The following is an 18,249-nucleotide window of genomic DNA, read 5'->3' as shown; positions in this document are numbered from 1 at the left end:
GTTGCTCGCGCCGTTCCCCGCGCCCCCTACCGGGTGACCGATCGACGTCGACTGACCGTCCGTGGGGGTTGCTCGCGCCGTTCCCCGCGCCCCCTACCGGGTGACCGATCGACGTCGACTGACCGTCCGTGGGGGTTGCTCGCGCCGTTCCCCGCGCCCCCTGCGGGGCTCGGGGGTGTTGTGGGTTCATCGGGCGTTCATCGTGGTTGTCGCTTGCGTCGGTTCGTTGCGTGGGGTGGCGGCCTACGCTCGTCCGCGGCACTTCGCGGGGCCCGGACGTCGTCAGGCGGTCGGATTCCCCGCCCGTCCATACGGAAGGTTCTCGCACATGGTCCTCAGATCCACCGCCGTGTCGCGGAGGTTCGGCAGGAGAGCCGCCGCTCTCGCGCTGACCACCGCTCTCGCCGCCGCCCTGCCCGGGCCGGTCTCCGCGGCGGCCGACGCCGCCGCGCCCGCCCGCCCCACCGCGTACGTCGATCCGCTCATCGGTACGGCGAACGGGGGCAACACCTACCCGGGCGCCAACCTCCCGTACGGGATGATCGGTTGGTCGCCCACCAGTACCAGGGGCGACCAGACCAGCACCGGCGCGGCCAACGGCTACGAGTACGGGGCGACCCGGCTGCGCGGGCTGAGCCTGACGCATGTGAACGGCGCGGGCTGCAACCCGGGTGCCGCGGGCGACGTACCGATCATGCCGTTCGTCGGGGACGTCACCTCGTCGCCCTCGGCGGACACCCAGGACGCCAAGTACGCGGCGAACTTCTCGCACGCCGACGAGCGGGCCGTGCCCGGCCGTTACTCCGTCGGCCTCGACTCCGGCGCCCGCGCCGACCTCGCGGTGTCGCAGCGGGCCGGCGTCGCCGACTTCACGTTCCCCGCCGGCAAGCCCGCCAATCTGCTCTTCCGGGTCTCCAACTCGCTCAACGGGAGCGAGGACGCGGAGGTGAAGATCGACCAGGCCAACCGCAAGGTGACCGGGTCGGTGCTCACGGGCGCGTTCTGCGGTCGGCGTGCCAACGGCGGTACCAACAACCGCAAGAGCTACTACCGGCTCTACTTCACCGCCTCCTTCGACCGCGCCTTCTCCGGCACGGGTACGTGGAAGGACGGCACCCTCTCCCCCGGTTCCACCACGGGCGGTGGCGGCGAGGGCTACGCCACGGGCGCGGACCGCGCGGGCCGCGGCTCGGGCGGTTACGTCGGCTTCGACACCGCGGCCGACAACGATGTCCACATGCGGCTCGGCATCTCGTACGTGAGTCTCGCGGGCGCCGAGGCCAATCTCCGCGAGGAGATAAGGCCGAGGGCGAGCGTCGACCAGGTCGCGGAGGCCGGGAGCCGGGCCTGGGACCGTGAGCTGCGTTCCGTGCGCATCGGCGGGGGCAGTGAAGCCCAGCGGACCGCCTTCTACACCGCGCTCTACCACTCCCTCCAGCAGCCCAACCTGGTCAGCGACACCGACGGCCGCTATCCCGGCATGGACGGGAAGGCCCATCGGATCGAGCGCGGGCAGGGGGCGCAGTACAGCAACTTCTCGGGCTGGGACCAGTACCGGGCGCAGATCCAGCTGCTCGCGCTGCTGAAGCCGCGTATCGCCGGGGACTTCGCCCAGTCGCTCTACAACTTCGCCGAGCAGAACGGCGGGGTCTGGGACCGGTGGGTGCACATCAACGGCCCGACCCATGTCATGACCGGTGACCCGACGGCGGCCACCCTCGCCACCTTCTACGCGATGGGTGTACGCAACTTCGACTACCGCGGCGCCTTCGGCTCACTGGCGAAGCAGGCCACCGTGCCGCACCCGGACGGGCTCTCCGACGCGGGCTGCCCCGGCCAGTGCACCGGCCAACGGCCCAACCTGGCCCAGTACATGGCCTCCGGGTACGCGGCGCAGGACGTCTGCCACTGCTGGGGCGGTGCCGCCGAGACGCTGGAGGACTCGGTCGCCGACGACGCGCTCGGCCGCTGGGCGAAGCTGCTCGGCCATGACGACCAGGCCGCCTACTTCGCCGATCGGGGCGGCTGGTGGCGCAACGTCTACAACCCCGCCGCGACGGACGGGGCGGGCACCGACGGTTACATCCAGGCGCGCAACCTGGACGGGTCGTGGGTCACGCCGTTCAGCCCCGGCAGCGACCGCGGGTTCGCCCAGGGCACGAGTGCCACGTACACCTGGATGGTGCCGCAGGACGTCCAGGGGCTCGCCGAGGCGATGGGCGGGCGTGAGGTGGCCGCCGGCCGGCTCGACGGCTTCTTCCACAAGGCCGACGGGTCCTGGTCGGTGAAGGGCGGCGACGCGCTGCGCTACGACCCGACCAACGAGCCCGGCATCCACGCCCCCTGGCTCTACAACGCGCTCGGTCAGCCGTGGAAGACCCAGGCGACCGTCCGGCAGATCCTCGACACCGTCTACGGCACGGGGCCCACGGGACTGCCCGGCAACGACGACCTCGGCACCATGTCCGCCTGGTACGTCTTCTCGGCCCTCGGCGTCTATCCGCAGACGCCGGGCAGCGCGAACCTCCTGCTGGGTGCGCCGCTGTTCCCGCACGCCGTGATCGACCGGCCCGGCCGCGACCTCGTCATCGACGCGCCCGCCGCCGACGCCGCGCACGCGTATGTGGGCGGCGTGCGGCTCAACGGCCGTACGCACGACCGGTCCTGGACCGACGGCAGCCTGCTGCGGACGGGGGGCACGCTCAAGTTCACTCTGGCCACGGAGCCGGACACCACGTGGGCGACCGCGCCCGCGGGACTGCCCCGCTGAACAGCCGCTCGACAGGGGTGTGGCCCCGGATCCGGATGACGGATCCGGGGCCACGCCCGTGTTCAGGGGCCGGTCAGACCTTGCGGTACCTGGCCATGGCGAACGAGAACAGGCCGAAGAGCATCAGGCCGACGGCTATCAGCACCAGCAGCCAGGGCCCTGCCGGGGTCTCGGTGAACGAGCGCAGGGTGTCGTCCATGCCCTTGGCCTTGTCCGGCTCGTAGTCCCAGGCCGCGCGGACCGCGAAGCCGCCGGCGACGGCGAACACCAGACCGCGGGACACACCGCCGCCGATGCCGGTCACGTCGACCGCCTGCCGCACCCGGTGCGACATCGCGCCGAGCCTCATGTGCTTGTGGTACTTGCGGCGGATGGCCTGCACGGCCATCCAGACGCCCGCGCAGCCGATCACCACGCCCGCCACGCCCACGAGCCACTGCCCGGCGGGCAGACCCATGGCCTTGGCCGTGGCGTCCCGGGACTTGCCGTCACTGGAACCGCTGCCGCCGGCGCCCGCGGCGAAGGAGATCACGGAGTAGGCCACGAACCCGTAGAACACGGCTCGTGCCGCCGACGCGACCCTCTTCTTCGCCTTGCCGCCGTCGGGGCCCGCCGCGCCGAAGACCGCTTCGGAGAGCCGCCACAGCGCCATGCCGACCAGTCCGACGGCCAGCGCCCAGAGCACGACCTCCCCGAAGGGCTTCCCGGCGACCTCCTGGAGCGCGCCGCCCTGGTCCGCCTGCTTGCCGCTGCCGCCGAAGGCGATCTGCAGCGCCAGCATCCCCACCAGCAAGTAGATGACACCGCGCGCGGTGAAACCCGCCCGCGCCGCCCCCTCTATCGCCGGGGCGGCTTTGCGCTTCCCCGCCTGGCCACCTCGTGTCAACGTGCTTGCGTTCATCATTGCCTCCCGTCTCCGGTTGCCCCGGGTCGGCCGTCCGACACCCGGCGGGCCCGGCCGGGCGGTACGTCCCTTTTTCCGAAGCGGATCGGGGGGATCGAACATACGATGGGCGTGCAACTGGAAGGGCGTCGCGCGCGACCGCGCGAGGACGCCGACCTCTCGGGGTGGGAGACGAATGGCACAGGGCACAGACTCGGCACGGACCGTCATCCTGACCGTGGACGACGACCCGGGAGTTTCGCGTGCCGTGGCCCGTGACCTGCGGCGCCGTTACGGCGAGACGTACCGTATCGTGCGCGCGGAGTCCGGGGAGAGCGCCCTTGAGGCGCTGCGCGAGCTGAAGCTGCGCGGTGATCTCGTCGCGGTGATCCTGGCGGACTACCGCATGCCGCAGATGAACGGGATCGAGTTCCTCGAACAGGCGCTGGACGTGTACCCGACTGCGCGCCGCGTGCTGCTGACGGCGTACGCGGACACGAACGCGGCGATCGACGCGATCAACGTGGTGGATCTCGACCACTACCTCCTCAAGCCCTGGGACCCGCCCGAGGAGAAGCTGTATCCCGTCCTGGACGACCTGCTGGCCGCCTGGCGGACCTCCGACCACCGGGCCGTGCCGATCACGAAGGTCGTCGGCCACCGCTGGTCCGCGCGGTCCTCGGACGTACGGGAGTTCCTGGCCCGCAACCAGGTGCCGTACCGCTGGTACTCGTCGGACGAGCCGGAGGGCAGGCGGCTGCTGGCCTGCGCGGAGCAGGACGGCGAGCGGCTGCCGCTCGTGGTCACCGCCGACGGGGCGGTGCTGGTGGAGCCCGACGATCAGCAGCTGGCCGCCCAGGTGGGTCTCGCCACGACGCCGACCGCCGAGTTCTACGACCTGGTCGTCATCGGCGGCGGTCCCGCCGGACTCGGCGCGGCGGTGTACGGCGCCTCGGAGGGGCTGCGGACCGTCCTCGTCGAGCGCTCCGCGACCGGCGGACAGGCGGGGCAGAGCTCGCGCATCGAGAACTACCTGGGCTTCCCGGACGGGGTGTCCGGGGCGCAGCTCACCGAACGGGCGCGGCGGCAGGCGTCGAAGTTCGGCGCCGAGATCCTCACGGCACGCGAGGTGACCGCTCTGGAGGTCACCGGGGCCTCCCGCACCGTGCGGTTCTCGGACGGTTCCGCGATCTCCGCGCACTGCGTGATCCTGGCGACGGGCGTCTCGTACCGGCAGCTGGAGTCGCCGGGCGCCGGGGACCTGACCGGCTGCGGGGTCTTCTACGGGTCGGCGCTGACCGAGGCCCCCGCGTGCCAGGGGCAGGACGTGTACATCGTCGGCGGGGCGAACTCCGCCGGGCAGGCCGCGATGTACCTGGCCAGGGGCGCGAAGTCGGTCACCCTGCTGGTGCGCGGCTCGTCCCTGACGGCGTCGATGTCCCACTATCTGATCGAGCAGATCTCGAACGCGCCGAACATCTCGGTGCGCACCGGGACGGTCGTCGACGTGGTGCACGGTTCCGACCATCTGGAACAGCTCACCCTGCGCGATCTGGCGAGCGGCCACACCGAACTCGTCGACGCGCAGTGGATGTTCGTGTTCATCGGCGCCGCGCCGCTGACCGACTGGCTGGACGGCACGGTCCTGCGGGACGAGCGCGGCTTCATCGTCGCCGGGCCCGACCTGGCGGTCGGCGGGGAATCGCCGCCCGACTGGGAGCTGGACCGGCCGCCGTACCACCTGGAGACGAATGTGCCCGGGGTGTTCGTGGCGGGTGACGCGCGCGCCGAGTCGGCCAAGCGTGTCGCCTCCGCCGTAGGAGAGGGAGCCATGGCCGTGATGCTCGTCCACCGGTATCTGGAGCAGTCATGAGCGGGCGGCCGATGCCGTGCGACATCAAGGAACTCGGCACGCTGTTCCTGTTCGAGAAGCTGGACGCCGAGCAGTTGGGGCGGTTGTGCAGCGAGGGCCGGGTGGAGCTGTTCGAGCCCGGTTACGTCTACGAGGAGGGCGAGCCGGCCACCTGCTTCTTCGTCCTCCTGGAGGGCACGCTCGTCATGTCGCGGCGGGTCGGCGGCGACGACGTGGAGATCAACCGCACCTCCCAGCGCGGGGTGTACGCGGGCGCCATGCAGGCCTACCTGGCGGCCCCCGAGGAGGCGCGCTACAAGGGCTCCCTGCGGGTCACCGAGCCCTCGCGGTTCTTCATCCTGCCCGCGGAGACGTTCTCCGCGGTGCTGCGGGAGTGGTTCCCGATGGCCGTGCATCTGCTGGAGGGGCTGTTCTTCGGCAGCCAGAACACCCAGCGGACCATCGGGCAGCGTGAACGGCTGCTGGCGCTCGGTTCGCTGTCCGCCGGGCTGACGCACGAACTGAACAACCCGGCCGCGGCGGCGGTCCGGGCCACGTCCGCGCTGCGGGGCCGGGTGGCCGGGATGCGGCACAAGCTGGGCATGATCGCGGCGGGTCCGTACGCGCGCGACGCCCTGGAGACACTCGTCGAGATCCAGGAGCGTACGGCGGAGCAGGTCGCCAAGGCCACGCCCCTGAGCCCGCTGGAGGCCTCCGACCGGGAGGACGCGCTGGGCGACTGGTTCGACGACCACGGCATCGCGGGCGGCTGGGAGCTGGCGCCGACGTTCGTGCAGGCCGGGCTGGACATCGACTGGCTGGACCAGGTGGCGGCGACCGTGGACGAGGGGACGCTGGAGGGCGCGGTCCGGTGGCTCAACTACACGGTCGAGACCGAGTTGCTGATGAACGAGATCGAGGACTCCACGACCCGCGTCTCGAACCTGGTGAACGCGGCCAAGCAGTACTCGCAGCTCGACCGGGCGCCCTACCAGGTCGCCGATGTCCACGAACTGCTCGACAGCACCCTGATGATGCTCGCCGGGAAGATCGGCCCCGGCGTCCGGATCGTCAAGGACTACGACCGGTCGCTGCCCCGGATCCCCGCCTACCCGGGCGAGTTGAACCAGGTGTGGACGAATCTCATCGACAACGCCGCCTCGGCGATGGGCGGCGAGGGCACGCTCACCGTGCGCACCGCGCTCGAACGGGAGCAGCTGCTCGTCGAGTTCCGTGACACGGGGCCCGGGGTGCCGGAGGAGATCCGCGGCCGGATCTTCGACCCGTTCTTCACCACGAAGCCCGTGGGCGAGGGCACCGGGCTCGGTCTCGACATCTCCTGGCGCATCGTCGTGAACAAACACCACGGACATCTGCAGGTGCACTCCGAACCCGGAGACACCCGCTTCCAGGTCTTCCTCCCGCTCACCGCGGAGGAATCAGACACCCCTCAGGAGACGTCATGACCACCTCGGACACCGCCGGAATCGAGCCGGGCGTACCGCCGAGCGGCACGGGATGCGTCGAGTGCGAGGCCGCGCAGGGCTGGTGGTTCCATCTGCGGCGCTGCACCCAGTGCGGTCATGTCGGCTGTTGCGACGACTCCCCCTCGAAGCACGCCACGGCCCACCACCGGAGCACGGGCCACCCCTTCATCCGGAGCTTCGAGCCGGGCGAGGCCTGGTTCTGGAACTTCGAGACGTCCGAACTGTACGAATCCGGGCCCGACCTCGCCCCGCCGCTCAGCCACCCCGCCGACCAGCCCGCACCAGGGCCCGCGGGACGCGTGCCGGCGAACTGGGCGCAGACCCTCCGCTGACCCGCCCCGTCGACCTGCTCCGCCGATCCGGTCCGTCGATCCGGTCCACTCCCGCACCGCCTCGCCGGCCGGTCCTCGCGCCGGGGTCGCGGGGTGGGGGCGGGGCCGGGACCAGGGGACTGTCGGTGGCGCGTGCCAGGATGGATCCGTGTCGACCACCGCATTCACCACGCCGCTCAACGGGCCCTTCATCGGGCCTTTCATCGGGCGTGCGGACGAGCTAGCCCGGCTGACCCAGGTCCTGGACCGGGCCCGGGCCGGTGAGGCACGCGCCGTGCTGGTCGCCGGGGACGCGGGGGTCGGCAAGACCCGGGTGCTGGCCGAGGCCGCCGGACAGGCCGCGGCGGCGGGCACGACGGTGGTCACGGGGCACTGCGTGGACCTCGGTGACGTGGGTCTGCCGTATCTGCCGTTCACCGAGATCCTGGGTGTGCTCGCCGGGGACGAGCGGTTCTGCGGCACGCTGGCCGCGCATCCCGTGGTCGACCGGCTGATCGGGCACGGCGGGGACGGGGCGCGGGACGCGGGCGGCCGGCCGCAGCTGTTCGAGGGCATGGCCGCGCTCCTGGCCGAACTGACCAGGGCCGCACCGCTGTTGCTGGTCCTGGAGGACCTGCACTGGGCGGACCAGTCCTCCCGCGACCTGCTGCGTTTCCTGCTCAGCCGGGGCGTCCTGGGCGGGGCGGGCAGTGCGGGCGGCGCGCCCGGTCAGCGTCTCGCCGTCTTCGCCTCGTACCGCGCGGACGATCTGCATCGCAGACACCCTTTGCGGCCCCTGCTCGCGGAGTTGGTGCGGCTGCCCGCCGTCGAGCGGCTGGAGCTGCGGCCGATGCCCGACGGCGAGGTGGACCGGCTCGTCCGTTCCCAGCGGACCGCCCCCGTGCCCGATGCCACGATCCGCCGCATCGTCGAGCGCGCCGAGGGAAACGCCTTCTACGCCGAGGAGTTGCTGGCCGCCACCTCGGAGTCCGCGCCCGGGGCCGCCTCCGCCGTGCCCAGCGGTCTGGCCGACGTGCTGCTCAGCCGCTTCGAGCAACTGTCGCCGACCGCACAGCAGGTACTGCGCACGGCGGCGGTCGCCGGGCGCCGCGTCGAGCACGATCTGCTGCGCGACGCCGTGCAACTGCCGGAGGAGGAGCTGGAGTCGGCGCTGCGCGAGGCCGTCGGACGCCAGCTTCTCGTCGCCGGCGGGGGGTCGGGAAGAGAATCCGGCGCAGGCTTCGGCGGGAGTTCCGGCGGAGGCTCGGGACCAGGCTCGGACTCGAGCTCGGGTGAGGGCTTGGGTGGGAGTTCCGGCGGCGGCTCGGGCGGGATTTCCGGCGGGGACAGCGCCTACTCCTTCCGGCACGCCCTGATCCGTGAGGCGGTCTACGCCGATCTGCTGCCGGGTGAACGGGTACGGCTGCACCGGGCGTTCGCCCATGTACTGGCCGGGCGGGGCCTGCCGGCCGAGTGTGCCGCCGAGCGCGCCCACCACTCGCGCGAGAGCCACGACCTGCCCGACGCCCTGGCGGCCTCACTGGAAGCCGCCGACCACGCGGCGAGGGTCCGCGCGCCCGCCGAGGAACTGCGCCACCTTGAGGCCGCCCTCGACCTGTGGTCGGCGGTACCGGCCGACGCGCGGCCCGACGGCTTCGACACGGTCACGCTGACGCTGCGCGCCTCGGCGGCTGCCGCCCACGCGGGCGAGACCCACCGGGCCGTCTCGCTCACCCGGGCCGCGCTCGCGCGCATGGGCTCCGACGAGGACTCCGAACTGGCCGCCCGGGTCCGCTACACGCTCGCGGGCAACCTCATGCGGATCGACAGCCTGACCGCCGCGTTCACGTACAGCAGCGAGGCCCTCGCGATGATCCCCGCGGATCCTCCCTCGCGTACATGGGTGTGGGCCGCGTCCACCCACGTCATGGCGGCGCGTTACGTGGGCGACGACGAGACCGCCCGTGACGTGGCCCGCCGGGCCCTGGGCATCGCGGAGCAACTGGGCGTACCCGACGCCCGGGCCGACCTGATGATCTCCCTCGTCGGTCTGGAGGGAGCGGGCCGGACCACCTCGCAAGGACGGGCCCGGCTGCGGGAGGCACGGGAGCTGGCCCGGCGCGCGGGGAACACCTCGATCGAGATGCGCGCGCTGTTCAACCTCTCCATCGGTGCGTACGAGTCCGGTGACCTGGACGAATGCCTGACCTGGCTCTCCGACGGACTGGAGCGCGCGGGCCGTGCGGGGCTGCTCGCCTCGCCCTATCCGCTGGAGATGCGCTACCTGCGTTCCCTGGTGCTCTACTCCCTGGGCCAGTGGGACGCATGCGTCCGCGCCGCGGAGAGCGATGCCGAGCGGCTGCCCGCGGCGGGCGGCTACGCGATCGGCCCGGCGCTGTCGGTGGCCCTGGCGCGCGGTGAGCAGGGGGCGGCCGAGCGGGCCAGGGCCCTGCTCGACGGACCGTTCGACTGGATGGCCACCCTCGTGGCGGGCATCCTCCTGACCGACGCGGCGGTCCTGCGCCACGATGCCGAGGCGGCCGTCGAGCAGGTCCGTACGAGCGTCGCGGCCCTGGTCGACGACGCCGGTACGACGCCCGACGTGGTGGTGCGGCTCGCGGCGCTCGCCCTGGCCCCGGTGGCGGACGCGGCCGTGGCCGCCCGTCTGGCGGGCGACGAGGAAGGCGTACGGCGCTGGTCGGAGACCGGGGCGGAGCTGGTGGGGACGGCCCGGGTCACGGCGGCCGAGGGCGAGGACGGTGCGCCGCAGGGTCCCGAGGGGCGGGCGTGGCTGGCGCGCGCCGAGGCCGAGTGGGCGCGGGGCCGCGCCGAGCCGGGCCCGCCGGCCCGGGAGGAGACCGAGGTCGCCCGGGAGAGGGCGGAAGCCTGGGAGAGGGCCGTCGAGGCGTTCGGTTACGGGGACGTCTACGAGCAGGCCCGCTGCCGGGTCCGGTTCGCGGAGGCCCTGGTCGCGGCGGGGCGCCGCGAGGAGGCCGCCGGGCAGGCGCGGGCGGCCCGGGACACGGCCGTCCGGCTGGGCGCCGTGCCGTTGCGTGAGGACGTGGAGCGGCTGATCCGCCGGGCCCGCCTCGCGGAGACCTCCCCGGTGGCGGGCGTTCCCGCGCTGACCGCCCGGGAGAACGACGTCCTGCTGCTCCTCGCGCGGGGCCGCACCAACCGGCAGATAGGCGAGGAACTGTTCATCAGCGGCAAGACGGCGAGCGTGCACGTCTCCAACATCCTCGCGAAGCTGGGCGCCGCGAGCCGTACGGAGGCGGTGGCGATCGCGTACCGCGAGGGCCTGGTCCGGGCGGAACCGACCGCCTCGGGCTGACCGGCGGGCCGACCCGCGGGCCGACCTGTGAACGGATCAGCGGGCGGATCTGCGACCGGATCGGTGCGTCGTCGTGCGGCCTGCGTGTGCCTCAGCGGCTGCGGGGTCCGGCGGATGGCTGTGTCATGGAGACAGGCGTAGGCGGGATCGAGCCGCCGTTTGTGTCCGGGGCAACCGGTTACCCGAGCGGATGGCCCGCATTCGTACCAGCACAAGAACGAGCACAAGAGCACAAGTACACGTACAAGCAAAGGTGGCTGTTCATGACGTCCGGCACGCATCTCGCTCTGACGCTCACTCTCACCGGCGGTTCGGCCGCCGACGCGCGGGCTGTCGTCCACACGCTCGAACCCGCCTTCGGCTCGCCGGACACCCTGCCCGGTGACGACGGCGCCACGGTCCACACGGCCACCTTCGGCAGCGGCGGTGACGCGGCGACCGGTGACGGCGGCGGTGGCGGCGGGAAGCCGTCTGCCGGAGCCAAGCTCTCCACGTCCGTCACCGTCACCCTCCAAGGCAGCCCGGAGGCGGTGCGCCAGGCCGACAAGACACTCTCGGCGGCCTTCACCGTCCACGAGGAGGGTGCGGCCTCCGGCGACCAGGAGCAGGAGCGGGAGCTGCGCCTCGAACCGTAGGCCGGCGCCGAGCGGCCCGCGCACCCCGGTCACCCTCGACTCACCCTTGGGGTCATCCTCGGCGTGGGCGTCGGCTCACCCGTCCGACCCAACGGCCTCACCCGCTGAGTCGTAGGGTCCGCATCTGCTCGTCGAGGGGGGCGAGACCGACGTCGCGGCGCCGCTCGTCGAGCGTCTCGGGCCGGCGGACCGGATACGGGCAGCAGGTCACGGGGTCGATACGGGTTCCGTAGAACTGCGGCTGGCCCAGTTCCACGGCGCAGTGGTCGGCGATGTAGGCGTGATGCGGCGCCGGGCAGCGTCCGTCCGCGACGGCCTGGGCGATCAGGTCGCGGCACACGACCTGGAAGGCGAGATCAGGGGCGTGCAGCAGGATCATCAGGGCCGCGGTCGAGGCGGGCGCGCCGACCAGCTCCGCGGTCGGCCAGGCATGGCGCCGGACGATGGCCCTGAGCGCCTCGGCGTTGCCCGCGCGGCACTTCGCGAGCCGCTGCCGCGCGGCCGGTGTGGAAGTGCGGTGTGCCTCGCCCGTCGCCCGGTGGTCCTCGTCCACGCGGCGGACCAGTTCGCGGGCGAGGGCGGTCGCGAGCGCCGGGAGCACGGTCGGGTGGCCCTCCCGTACCTCGTCGTGGGCGAGCCCCCTGCGGTCCTCGTCGGTCGTGTCGGACGCGTATCCCCTGCGCGTCTTCGCCACCCCGTCGTGGGTCTCCGGCGTCCCGTGGGGCATGCGGTCCGCCCGTTCGTCGCGAGGCAGGTGGCCCGCGGGCACCGTGGCCGCGGTCCATCCTTGTTCGCCCGTACCCGGAGCGGTCATGGCGCCCGTCGGATGCACGACGGGAACCACACCGGTTTCCTCGTCCCGCCGACACATGGACCACACGGACCGCGCGAACCGGTCGGGTCGGAACCGGACACGCCGAGGCCTGTCGTGCCGAGGCCTGTCGTGCCGGAGCCGGTCGCGTCTAAGCCGGACACGCCCGCGTCGGGCGTCATGCCGCCGCCCCCGGCACCGAGCGCGGCCCGTACCCGAACTCCCGTGCCTGAAGGGTGTCCAGCGCCTTGTCGGCCGCGGCGGGAACTCTGCCCGGGTTCCTCGATCGTCCGTCTCTCACGGTGGCCATCCAGGTCTCGCATCATGCTGCTGCGGGCTCGACCGGCCCGCCGGGGCGCCAACTGCGCTGCGACCGACCGTCGTTGTGCGCCGTGGCCGCCGGACCGTGCGGCTCGTCACTCGGTCCCTATGATTGCGTACGCCCTCAACTCGTAACAAGCGTTCTGATAATTTCAGAACGATCCGCACGGCTCTGTCTGTGTCAGCCACCGCGTGGCACACTGCTGGCCGTGACGGGCGTTCCGGGAGGCAGGACGTGAGCGACAACCGCTCCGGCGGCAGCGCGCCGACCGTCCTGCGGATGGTCCTCGGAAGGCGCCTCCGGCACCTGCGGGAACAGGCGGGGATCTCCTTCGAGGACGCCGCCCGAACCATCGAGGTCACCCCTTTGACGGTCCGCCGCATGGAGAAGGCCGAGGTCGGCCTCCGTATCCCCTACGTCAGGGAACTGCTGCGCACCTACGGAGTCCCCTCCTCGGAGGTGGACGGCTTCCTCACGATGGCGCGGGAGGCCAACCGGCCCGGCTGGTGGTACTCCTACCGTGACGTGCTGCCGGAGTGGTTCAGCGCGTACGTGAGCCTGGAGAGCGAAGCCGCCCTCATCCGTCTCTACGAACCCCACTACGTCCCGGGCCTGTTGCAGACGCACGACTACACGGCCGCGCTGATGCGGGTCGGCTTTCCGAACGCGAGCAAGGAGGACATCGCCCGCCGCGTCGATCTGCGGCTGCGGCGCCAGGAGCTGCTCACCAAGCCCGACGCCCCGGCGGTCTGGGCCGTCCTGGACGAGACCGTGCTGCGCCGGCCGGTGGGCGGGGCCGAGGTGATGCGGGCCCAGATCGACCGGCTGGGCGAGGCCCTGGACATGCCGAAGGTCCGGATCCAGATACTGCGCTTCTCGGTGGGCGCGCACCCCGGCGCGTTCGGCCCGTTCCACTACTTCCGTTTCGGTTTCTCCGAACTTCCCGATGTCGTCTACACCGAGAGCCTCGTCGGCTCGGTCTACGTGGACCAGCCCGCCGACGTCGTGACGTATCTCGAAGTGCTGGACCGGATGTCCGTGCAGGCGGAGCCGGTCGCCCGGACCAGGAGCATCCTGGCCGAACTGCGTGAGGAGTTGTGAGCCATGACGTCCATGGATCCCGTCCACAGCGGTGTGCCCGCCGGTGAGCTGGGCACCGAGGGCTGGGAGAAGCCCTGGAGCGGTACCAACGGCGGCAGTTGCGTGGAGGCCAAGCGGCTCCCCGACGGAAGCGTCGCCCTCCGCCAGTCGAAGGATCCGGACGGGCCGGCGCTGGTCTACACCCGGGACGAGATGATCTCGTTCCTGGCAGGCGCGAAGTCCGGCCAGGCCGACTTCCTCGTCGCCTGACCCGCGCTCACGCCGTACGCCGCGTACCCGGCCCTGACGTACGAGCTCGGCGTACGACCCGGCCCGCACGGGCCCTGGTGCCCCCCGTCGGCGCCAGGGCCCTTCTGCGGGCGGTCGGTGGGGCCGGTCAGGACCGTGCGGCCGGCTGGATGTTCTGGTTCAGCCGGAACAGATTGTCCGGGTCGCGGTCGGCCTTGATCCGGGCCAGACGTGCGTAGTTGTCGCGGTAACTGGCGCGGACCCGCTCCTGCCCCTCGTCCATCATCATGTTCACGTACGCGCCGCCCGCCGAGTACGGGTGCAGGGCCTCGAAATAGTCGACGGTCCACCGCCTGATGAGGTCGGCGTTGGCCGGGTCGGGGTCCACCCCCGCGAACACCGAGGCCCAGCGTGCGTCCCGGTAGCTCCAGGCGGTGTCCGTCGGGGCGTGGTCGTGGACGGCCCCGTCGATCGGGTACAGGTGGAACGTCGACTTGAGAGTGGGCAGTTCGGCCCCGAACTTGGCGTGCCGGTCGATCGCGTCACCCGGGATCTCGTTGACGAAGTCGGCGCGCCAGTACCACTGGTCGCCGGGCGGGTAGAGCCCGTCGAAGGCCGACTGGATCGCGGGGTGCGGCATCGGCGCGGGCCCGTGCAGCATCGGTTCGGGGAGCGCGTCGAGCAGGGGTGCCATCAGACGGGCCGCCGTGTCCGCGTCGTCCCCGGCGTAGCACCACACGACACCGCAGGCCTTGCGTCCCTGGATCTCCTCGGGGAACGGCGGGGCCGGCGGGACGGCGCCGAACAGGAAGAAGCCGCCCAGTTCGCGGGGTGCGTGGGGGATGAAGTCCCGGTAGGCGGTGAGGACTTCGGCGGCCGATTCGACGGGCCAGAAGGTGGGGCCCGCGACGACCGTGCTGACCTCGTGCAGCCGGAACCGGAACGAGGTGACGACACCGAAGTTGCCTCCTCCGCCACGGATCGCCCAGAACAGGTCGGCGTTGTCGTCGGCGTTCGCGCGCACCTGTGTGCCGTCGGCCAGTACGAGGTCGGCCTCCAGGAGGTTGTCGATGGTCAGCCCGCACGTGCGGCTGAGGTGGCCGAGGCCGCCGCCCAGGGTGAGGCCGCCGACTCCGGTCGTGGAGATGATGCCGCTCGGGGTGGCCAGCCCGTGGGCATGGGTGGCACGGTCCACCTCGCCCCAGACACAGCCCGCGCCGACCCGTGCCGTCCGGGCGGCGGGGTCGATCTCGATGTCCTTGAGCGGCGACAGATCGACGACCACGCCGCCGTCGCAGGTCCCGAGGCCCGCTCCGTGGTGCCCGCCGCCGCGGACCGCGAGCGGCAGATCGTGGTCGCGGGCGAAGCCGACTGCGCGGACCACGTCCTCGGCGCCGGCGCAGCGTGCCACCAGGGCGGGCCGCCGGTCGATCATCGCGTTGTAGACGGCGCGCGCCTCCTGGTAACCGGAGTCCTCGGGACCGACCAACCGGCCCTCGAACGACTGGAGTTCCTGGCGGGCCGCCTGCGCGGGCGTGACGGACATGGCATCCCCCGATCCGGGGCCCCGTTCTCCGGGCCCCTTCGATGGGCCTGTTCTAGTCCGGTGTCCCGCGCTCGGGCATCCGTGCCCATCACTCAGCTCGGCCGCGCCGCCTACCTACGTCTGCCCGCGCTCTCCGCGCTGCGTCCGCCCACGCTCCCCGCGTCCGCCCGGTTCCCGCGCCTTCGCCTGCGCGTCGGCCTGCGTCTGTGTCTCGCGGCCCGGCAGTATCCCGAGTTCCGTGGCGCGGGCGGCGGCCTCGCGCCGTGAGCGGGCACCGAGCTTCTCCAGGACGGCGGCGACGTGGTTGTCGACGGTACGGACCGACACCACGAGCCGCTCGGCCATCTCGGGGTTGGTCAGGCCCTGGGCCAGCAGCCGCACGACCTGCAGTTGCCGCTCGGTGAGTCCGGCGGGGTTCTCCCGGGTGGCGGCGAGCGGCCCGCGCGGGATGTGCCGGACGCCGAGGTGCCGCAGCTCGGAGCGGACCAGCCGTGCCAGGGGTTCGGCGCCGAGCGCGTCCAGACCCGCGAGGGCGGTGAGCTTGTCGTCCGGGTCCGGGCTCTCGGCGAGGGCGGCGGCCTCCTCGTACGGGCAGCCGGCCGTGTGCCACGCCTGGGCCGCCTCCCGCCAGCGGCCGGCGGTCTGGAGGGCGTACGGGTGGTCCGAGCCGTCCGCAGGTACGGGGTGTCCGGCCCTGGTGAGCCAGTGGCCGAGTTCGGCGCGGTGCGGAACGACGTTCAGCCGGCGTGCCTGCTCGAAGGCCGGCCCGGCCAGGTCGGCCACCAGGGCGTGGTCGCCGCGGAGCCAGGCGGCTTCGGCGCGGGCGGCGGCGACCGGTCCGGTGCGCTGGAGTTCACGGGTGCGTACGGCGATCTCCCAGGCCTCGTCGAGCAGTTCGTCGCCGCCCTCGCGGCCCCGCCGGACCCGGACGCGGGCGAGGACGGTCAGCGCGGGGCAGCGGGCGGGGACGAAGTCGTGGGCGCCGATCTCGGCGTGCTTCTCCGCCTCGTCCCAGGCGCCCGCGGCGAACTTCCGCAGCCCCATGGCCACATGGAGATAGCTGAGGAAGCCGACGTGCTCGGCCCGGTCGGCCAGCTCCATCCCCGGGGCGAGGTAACGGTCGGCCTCGGTGTGTTCGAGGCGTTCGAGCAGCGTCCAGATGAGATTGGCGTACGAGCGGCAGGCGTGCTCGACCTCCCCGGCGGCCAGCGCGACGCGCAGGCTCTCCTCCAACTGGGCGCGGCCCAGAGGGTCTCCGGCCCGCCAGCGGGCGGTGCCGACGTTGTTCAGGGCGTGCGCGAGGATCGCGTTGTCGCCCGTGCGGCGGGCCAGGCGGATCGCGCGTTCGCCGAAGTCGACCGCCTGCGCGGTGCGTTCGGACAGCATGTGGAGCTGGGAGGTGTTGCTCAGCGCGAGCGCGAGCAGCCGTTCGTCGCCCGCCTCCTCCAGGACGGCGATGGCTTCGCGCGCGGCGCGCTGGGCCTCGTCGGCGTTCCCCGCCCACCAGTGGATACGGGAGAGCCAGCGCAGGTCGGCGCCGAGCGCGCGGGTGTCGCCGAGGAACCGGCGCAGGGCGACCGCGTCCCGTTCGGCGTCCACGGCGGCCGTGGAGTCGGCGACGGTGTAGCTCTCGATGGCGAACCGCTCCAGCAGATCGGCGAGTTCGGCCGCGTCGAAGCGGTCGCGCTGCCGCAGGACCAGCCGCAGATGGGCGGCGGCCTCCCGGTGCGCGCCCGCGCCGGCGGCGTCCCGGGCGGCATCGGGTCCGTACCGTGCGATCGCCTCCTGGTCGCCGGCCTGGGCCGCGTGGTGGACGACGCGGGCCGGGTCGGAGCCCGGTTTCACGACGAGTGCGGCCAGGACCCGGCGGTTGAGTTCGATGCGCCGTGCGGCGGGGAGCGAGTCGGCGACGGCCCGTCTGATCACCTCATGGCGGAAACCGGCCCGTTCGGGGGTGACGGTCAGCAGTCCGCGCTGTTCGGCGACCGCCAGCTCGGTGACGCCATCGGGCAACAACGCGTCGACGAGGGGGCGTTCGACCGCGGAGGGCATGACGGCGAGCTGTTCCAGGGCGTCGCGGGTGCGGTCGTCCAGGTCGCGCAGCCGGGCGAGGACCGCGTCGACCACGGTCGGGGGTACGGCGCCGGTGCCGCCGGCCGCCACCACCTCGGCGACGAAGAACGGGTTGCCGGAGGTGACCTCGTACACCTCCGCCGGGTCCAGGCCGCTCACCGCGCTGAGCCGGTGCACGGCGCCCGGGGAGAGCCGGGACAGCGGCAGGCGGTGCACGCGTTCGGCCCGGGACACCTGGCCGAGGAGGTGGTGCAGGGGGTGGCGGCGGTCCAGTTCGTCGTCGCGGTAGGTAAGGACCAGCACGGCCGGCAGGCGTTCCACCCGGTGCACCAGGAACCGCAGCGCGTCGAGGGAGGCCTCGTCGGCCCAGTGCACGTCCTCGACGACGAGGACGGCCGGGTGCGGGGCCGCGGTGAGTTCCGCCCGCAGCGCGTCGTACACCCGGGGCCGATCGCCGCCCGCCGTGAGCGCCCGCGCCAGCTCCGCGCCGACACCGCCGACGAGATCGCGGAAGGGGCCGAGCGGCCTGCGCGTCGCGAGGTCGTCGCACTCCCCCACCAGGACGCGCGACGCCGTCGGTAGCACGCCCGGCATGGCCTTCACCAGGCTCGACTTGCCGATGCCCGCCTCGCCGTGGACGAGCACCACGGAACCGGCTCCGTCGGCCGCCTCCCTGGCGGCCGAGGCCAGCCGGTCCAGCTCGTGCTCGCGTTCGAGGATCCCCCCGTCCACGGCGCCATGCTGGCACATGCACGCCTCTTGAAGCCCCACAGCGGCGCCCATAGGATCGTTCAAGAATCGTGTGAAACGTTTCAAACGCCTCGCGCGTCCCCCTCCCGACACTCCCCCCTACTCCTCCCACCCCCTCTCCTCCCGCCCCCTCGCTTCGTCACCCG

The 18,249-nt window shown here is 72.7% G+C and carries 12 protein-coding genes; 8 read left to right on the top strand and 4 right to left on the bottom strand.

The genetic code is table 11. The annotated features are described in order from the left end of the window. Positions 1 to 328 precede the first annotated feature (328 nt). Positions 329 to 2,770, top strand: coding sequence for a GH92 family glycosyl hydrolase (locus tag ACFVH5_RS17740; RefSeq protein WP_385834601.1), 2,442 nt, complete (start codon positions 329 to 331; stop codon positions 2,768 to 2,770). Positions 2,771 to 2,843: 73 nt separating this feature from the next. Here ACFVH5_RS17740 and ACFVH5_RS17735 read toward each other — a convergent pair whose 3' ends face one another. After that, positions 2,844 to 3,671, bottom strand: coding sequence for a DUF1206 domain-containing protein (locus tag ACFVH5_RS17735; RefSeq protein WP_385834599.1), 828 nt, complete (start codon positions 3,669 to 3,671; stop codon positions 2,844 to 2,846). A 178-nt stretch (positions 3,672 to 3,849) separates the two neighbouring features. Here ACFVH5_RS17735 and ACFVH5_RS17730 point away from each other — a divergent pair, with 178 nt between their 5' ends. From ACFVH5_RS17730 to ACFVH5_RS17710, 5 genes are all read left to right on the top strand, one after another. Then, positions 3,850 to 5,526: an FAD-dependent oxidoreductase gene (locus ACFVH5_RS17730; RefSeq protein ID WP_385834598.1), complete on the top strand. Its 1,677-nt coding sequence runs from the start codon at positions 3,850 to 3,852 to the stop codon at positions 5,524 to 5,526. After that, positions 5,523 to 6,971 (top strand): ATP-binding protein, encoded by a 1,449-nt coding sequence (locus ACFVH5_RS17725; RefSeq protein ID WP_384809909.1) that lies wholly within the window; start codon positions 5,523 to 5,525, stop codon positions 6,969 to 6,971. Before ACFVH5_RS17730 ends, ACFVH5_RS17725 begins: the two co-directional genes overlap by 4 nt. Continuing rightward, positions 6,968 to 7,324: a UBP-type zinc finger domain-containing protein gene (locus ACFVH5_RS17720; RefSeq protein ID WP_385834597.1), complete on the top strand. Its 357-nt coding sequence runs from the start codon at positions 6,968 to 6,970 to the stop codon at positions 7,322 to 7,324. Before ACFVH5_RS17725 ends, ACFVH5_RS17720 begins: the two co-directional genes overlap by 4 nt. A gap of 148 nt (positions 7,325 to 7,472) precedes the next feature. Then, entirely contained in the window at positions 7,473 to 10,637 is a 3,165-nt protein-coding gene (locus tag ACFVH5_RS17715) for a helix-turn-helix transcriptional regulator (protein ID WP_385834596.1), read from the top strand. Between the two features lie 263 nt (positions 10,638 to 10,900). Then, positions 10,901 to 11,272, top strand: a complete 372-nt coding sequence (locus tag ACFVH5_RS17710; protein ID WP_385834595.1) for a hypothetical protein — start codon at positions 10,901 to 10,903, stop codon at positions 11,270 to 11,272. 97 nt (positions 11,273 to 11,369) lie between these two features. Here the strand turns inward: ACFVH5_RS17710 and ACFVH5_RS17705 are convergent, their stop codons facing one another. Beyond that, positions 11,370 to 12,116 carry a DUF6624 domain-containing protein gene (locus tag ACFVH5_RS17705; protein ID WP_385834594.1) on the bottom strand — a complete coding sequence of 249 codons (747 nt, stop codon included), beginning with the start codon at positions 12,114 to 12,116 and terminating at the stop codon, positions 11,370 to 11,372. Positions 12,117 to 12,639: 523 nt separating this feature from the next. On the opposite strand from ACFVH5_RS17705, the gene ACFVH5_RS17700 reads away from it, so the two are divergent. Both ACFVH5_RS17700 and ACFVH5_RS17695 read left to right on the top strand, forming a co-directional pair. Next, a complete protein-coding gene (locus ACFVH5_RS17700; protein WP_385834593.1) occupies positions 12,640 to 13,506 on the top strand; it encodes a helix-turn-helix domain-containing protein in 867 nt (288 codons plus the stop codon). Positions 13,507 to 13,509: 3 nt separating this feature from the next. After that, positions 13,510 to 13,755 carry a DUF397 domain-containing protein gene (locus ACFVH5_RS17695; RefSeq protein WP_385834592.1) on the top strand — a complete coding sequence of 82 codons (246 nt, stop codon included), beginning with the start codon at positions 13,510 to 13,512 and terminating at the stop codon, positions 13,753 to 13,755. A gap of 127 nt (positions 13,756 to 13,882) precedes the next feature. Here ACFVH5_RS17695 and ACFVH5_RS17690 read toward each other — a convergent pair whose 3' ends face one another. Together ACFVH5_RS17690 and ACFVH5_RS17685 are read right to left on the bottom strand one after the other, a co-directional pair. After that, entirely contained in the window at positions 13,883 to 15,280 is a 1,398-nt protein-coding gene (locus tag ACFVH5_RS17690) for an FAD-binding oxidoreductase (protein ID WP_385834590.1), read from the bottom strand. A gap of 114 nt (positions 15,281 to 15,394) precedes the next feature. Next, on the bottom strand, positions 15,395 to 18,085 hold the full coding sequence (locus ACFVH5_RS17685) for an ATP-binding protein (RefSeq protein WP_385834589.1): 2,691 nt from the start codon (positions 18,083 to 18,085) through the stop codon (positions 15,395 to 15,397). Between the last annotated feature and the right edge of the window lie 164 nt (positions 18,086 to 18,249).

Source organism: Streptomyces sp. NPDC127119 (genome assembly GCF_042677425.1).
Classification (GTDB): Bacteria; Actinomycetota; Actinomycetes; order Streptomycetales; family Streptomycetaceae; genus Streptomyces.
The sequence above is the reverse complement of the archived record's forward strand: the minus strand, read 5'-3'. Positions and strand labels throughout refer to the sequence as shown.

Coding starts and splice junctions, on each gene's coding strand:
- ACFVH5_RS17740 (WP_385834601.1), top strand. CDS start 329: ATGGTCCTCAGATCCACCGCCGTGTCGCGGAGGTTCGGCAGGAGAGCC.
- ACFVH5_RS17720 (WP_385834597.1), top strand. CDS start 6,968: ATGACCACCTCGGACACCGCCGGAATCGAGCCGGGCGTACCGCCGAGC.
- ACFVH5_RS17695 (WP_385834592.1), top strand. CDS start 13,510: ATGACGTCCATGGATCCCGTCCACAGCGGTGTGCCCGCCGGTGAGCTG.
- ACFVH5_RS17730 (WP_385834598.1), top strand. CDS start 3,850: ATGGCACAGGGCACAGACTCGGCACGGACCGTCATCCTGACCGTGGAC.
- ACFVH5_RS17690 (WP_385834590.1), bottom strand. CDS start 15,280: ATGTCCGTCACGCCCGCGCAGGCGGCCCGCCAGGAACTCCAGTCGTTC.
- ACFVH5_RS17725 (WP_384809909.1), top strand. CDS start 5,523: ATGAGCGGGCGGCCGATGCCGTGCGACATCAAGGAACTCGGCACGCTG.
- ACFVH5_RS17735 (WP_385834599.1), bottom strand. CDS start 3,671: ATGAACGCAAGCACGTTGACACGAGGTGGCCAGGCGGGGAAGCGCAAA.
- ACFVH5_RS17710 (WP_385834595.1), top strand. CDS start 10,901: ATGACGTCCGGCACGCATCTCGCTCTGACGCTCACTCTCACCGGCGGT.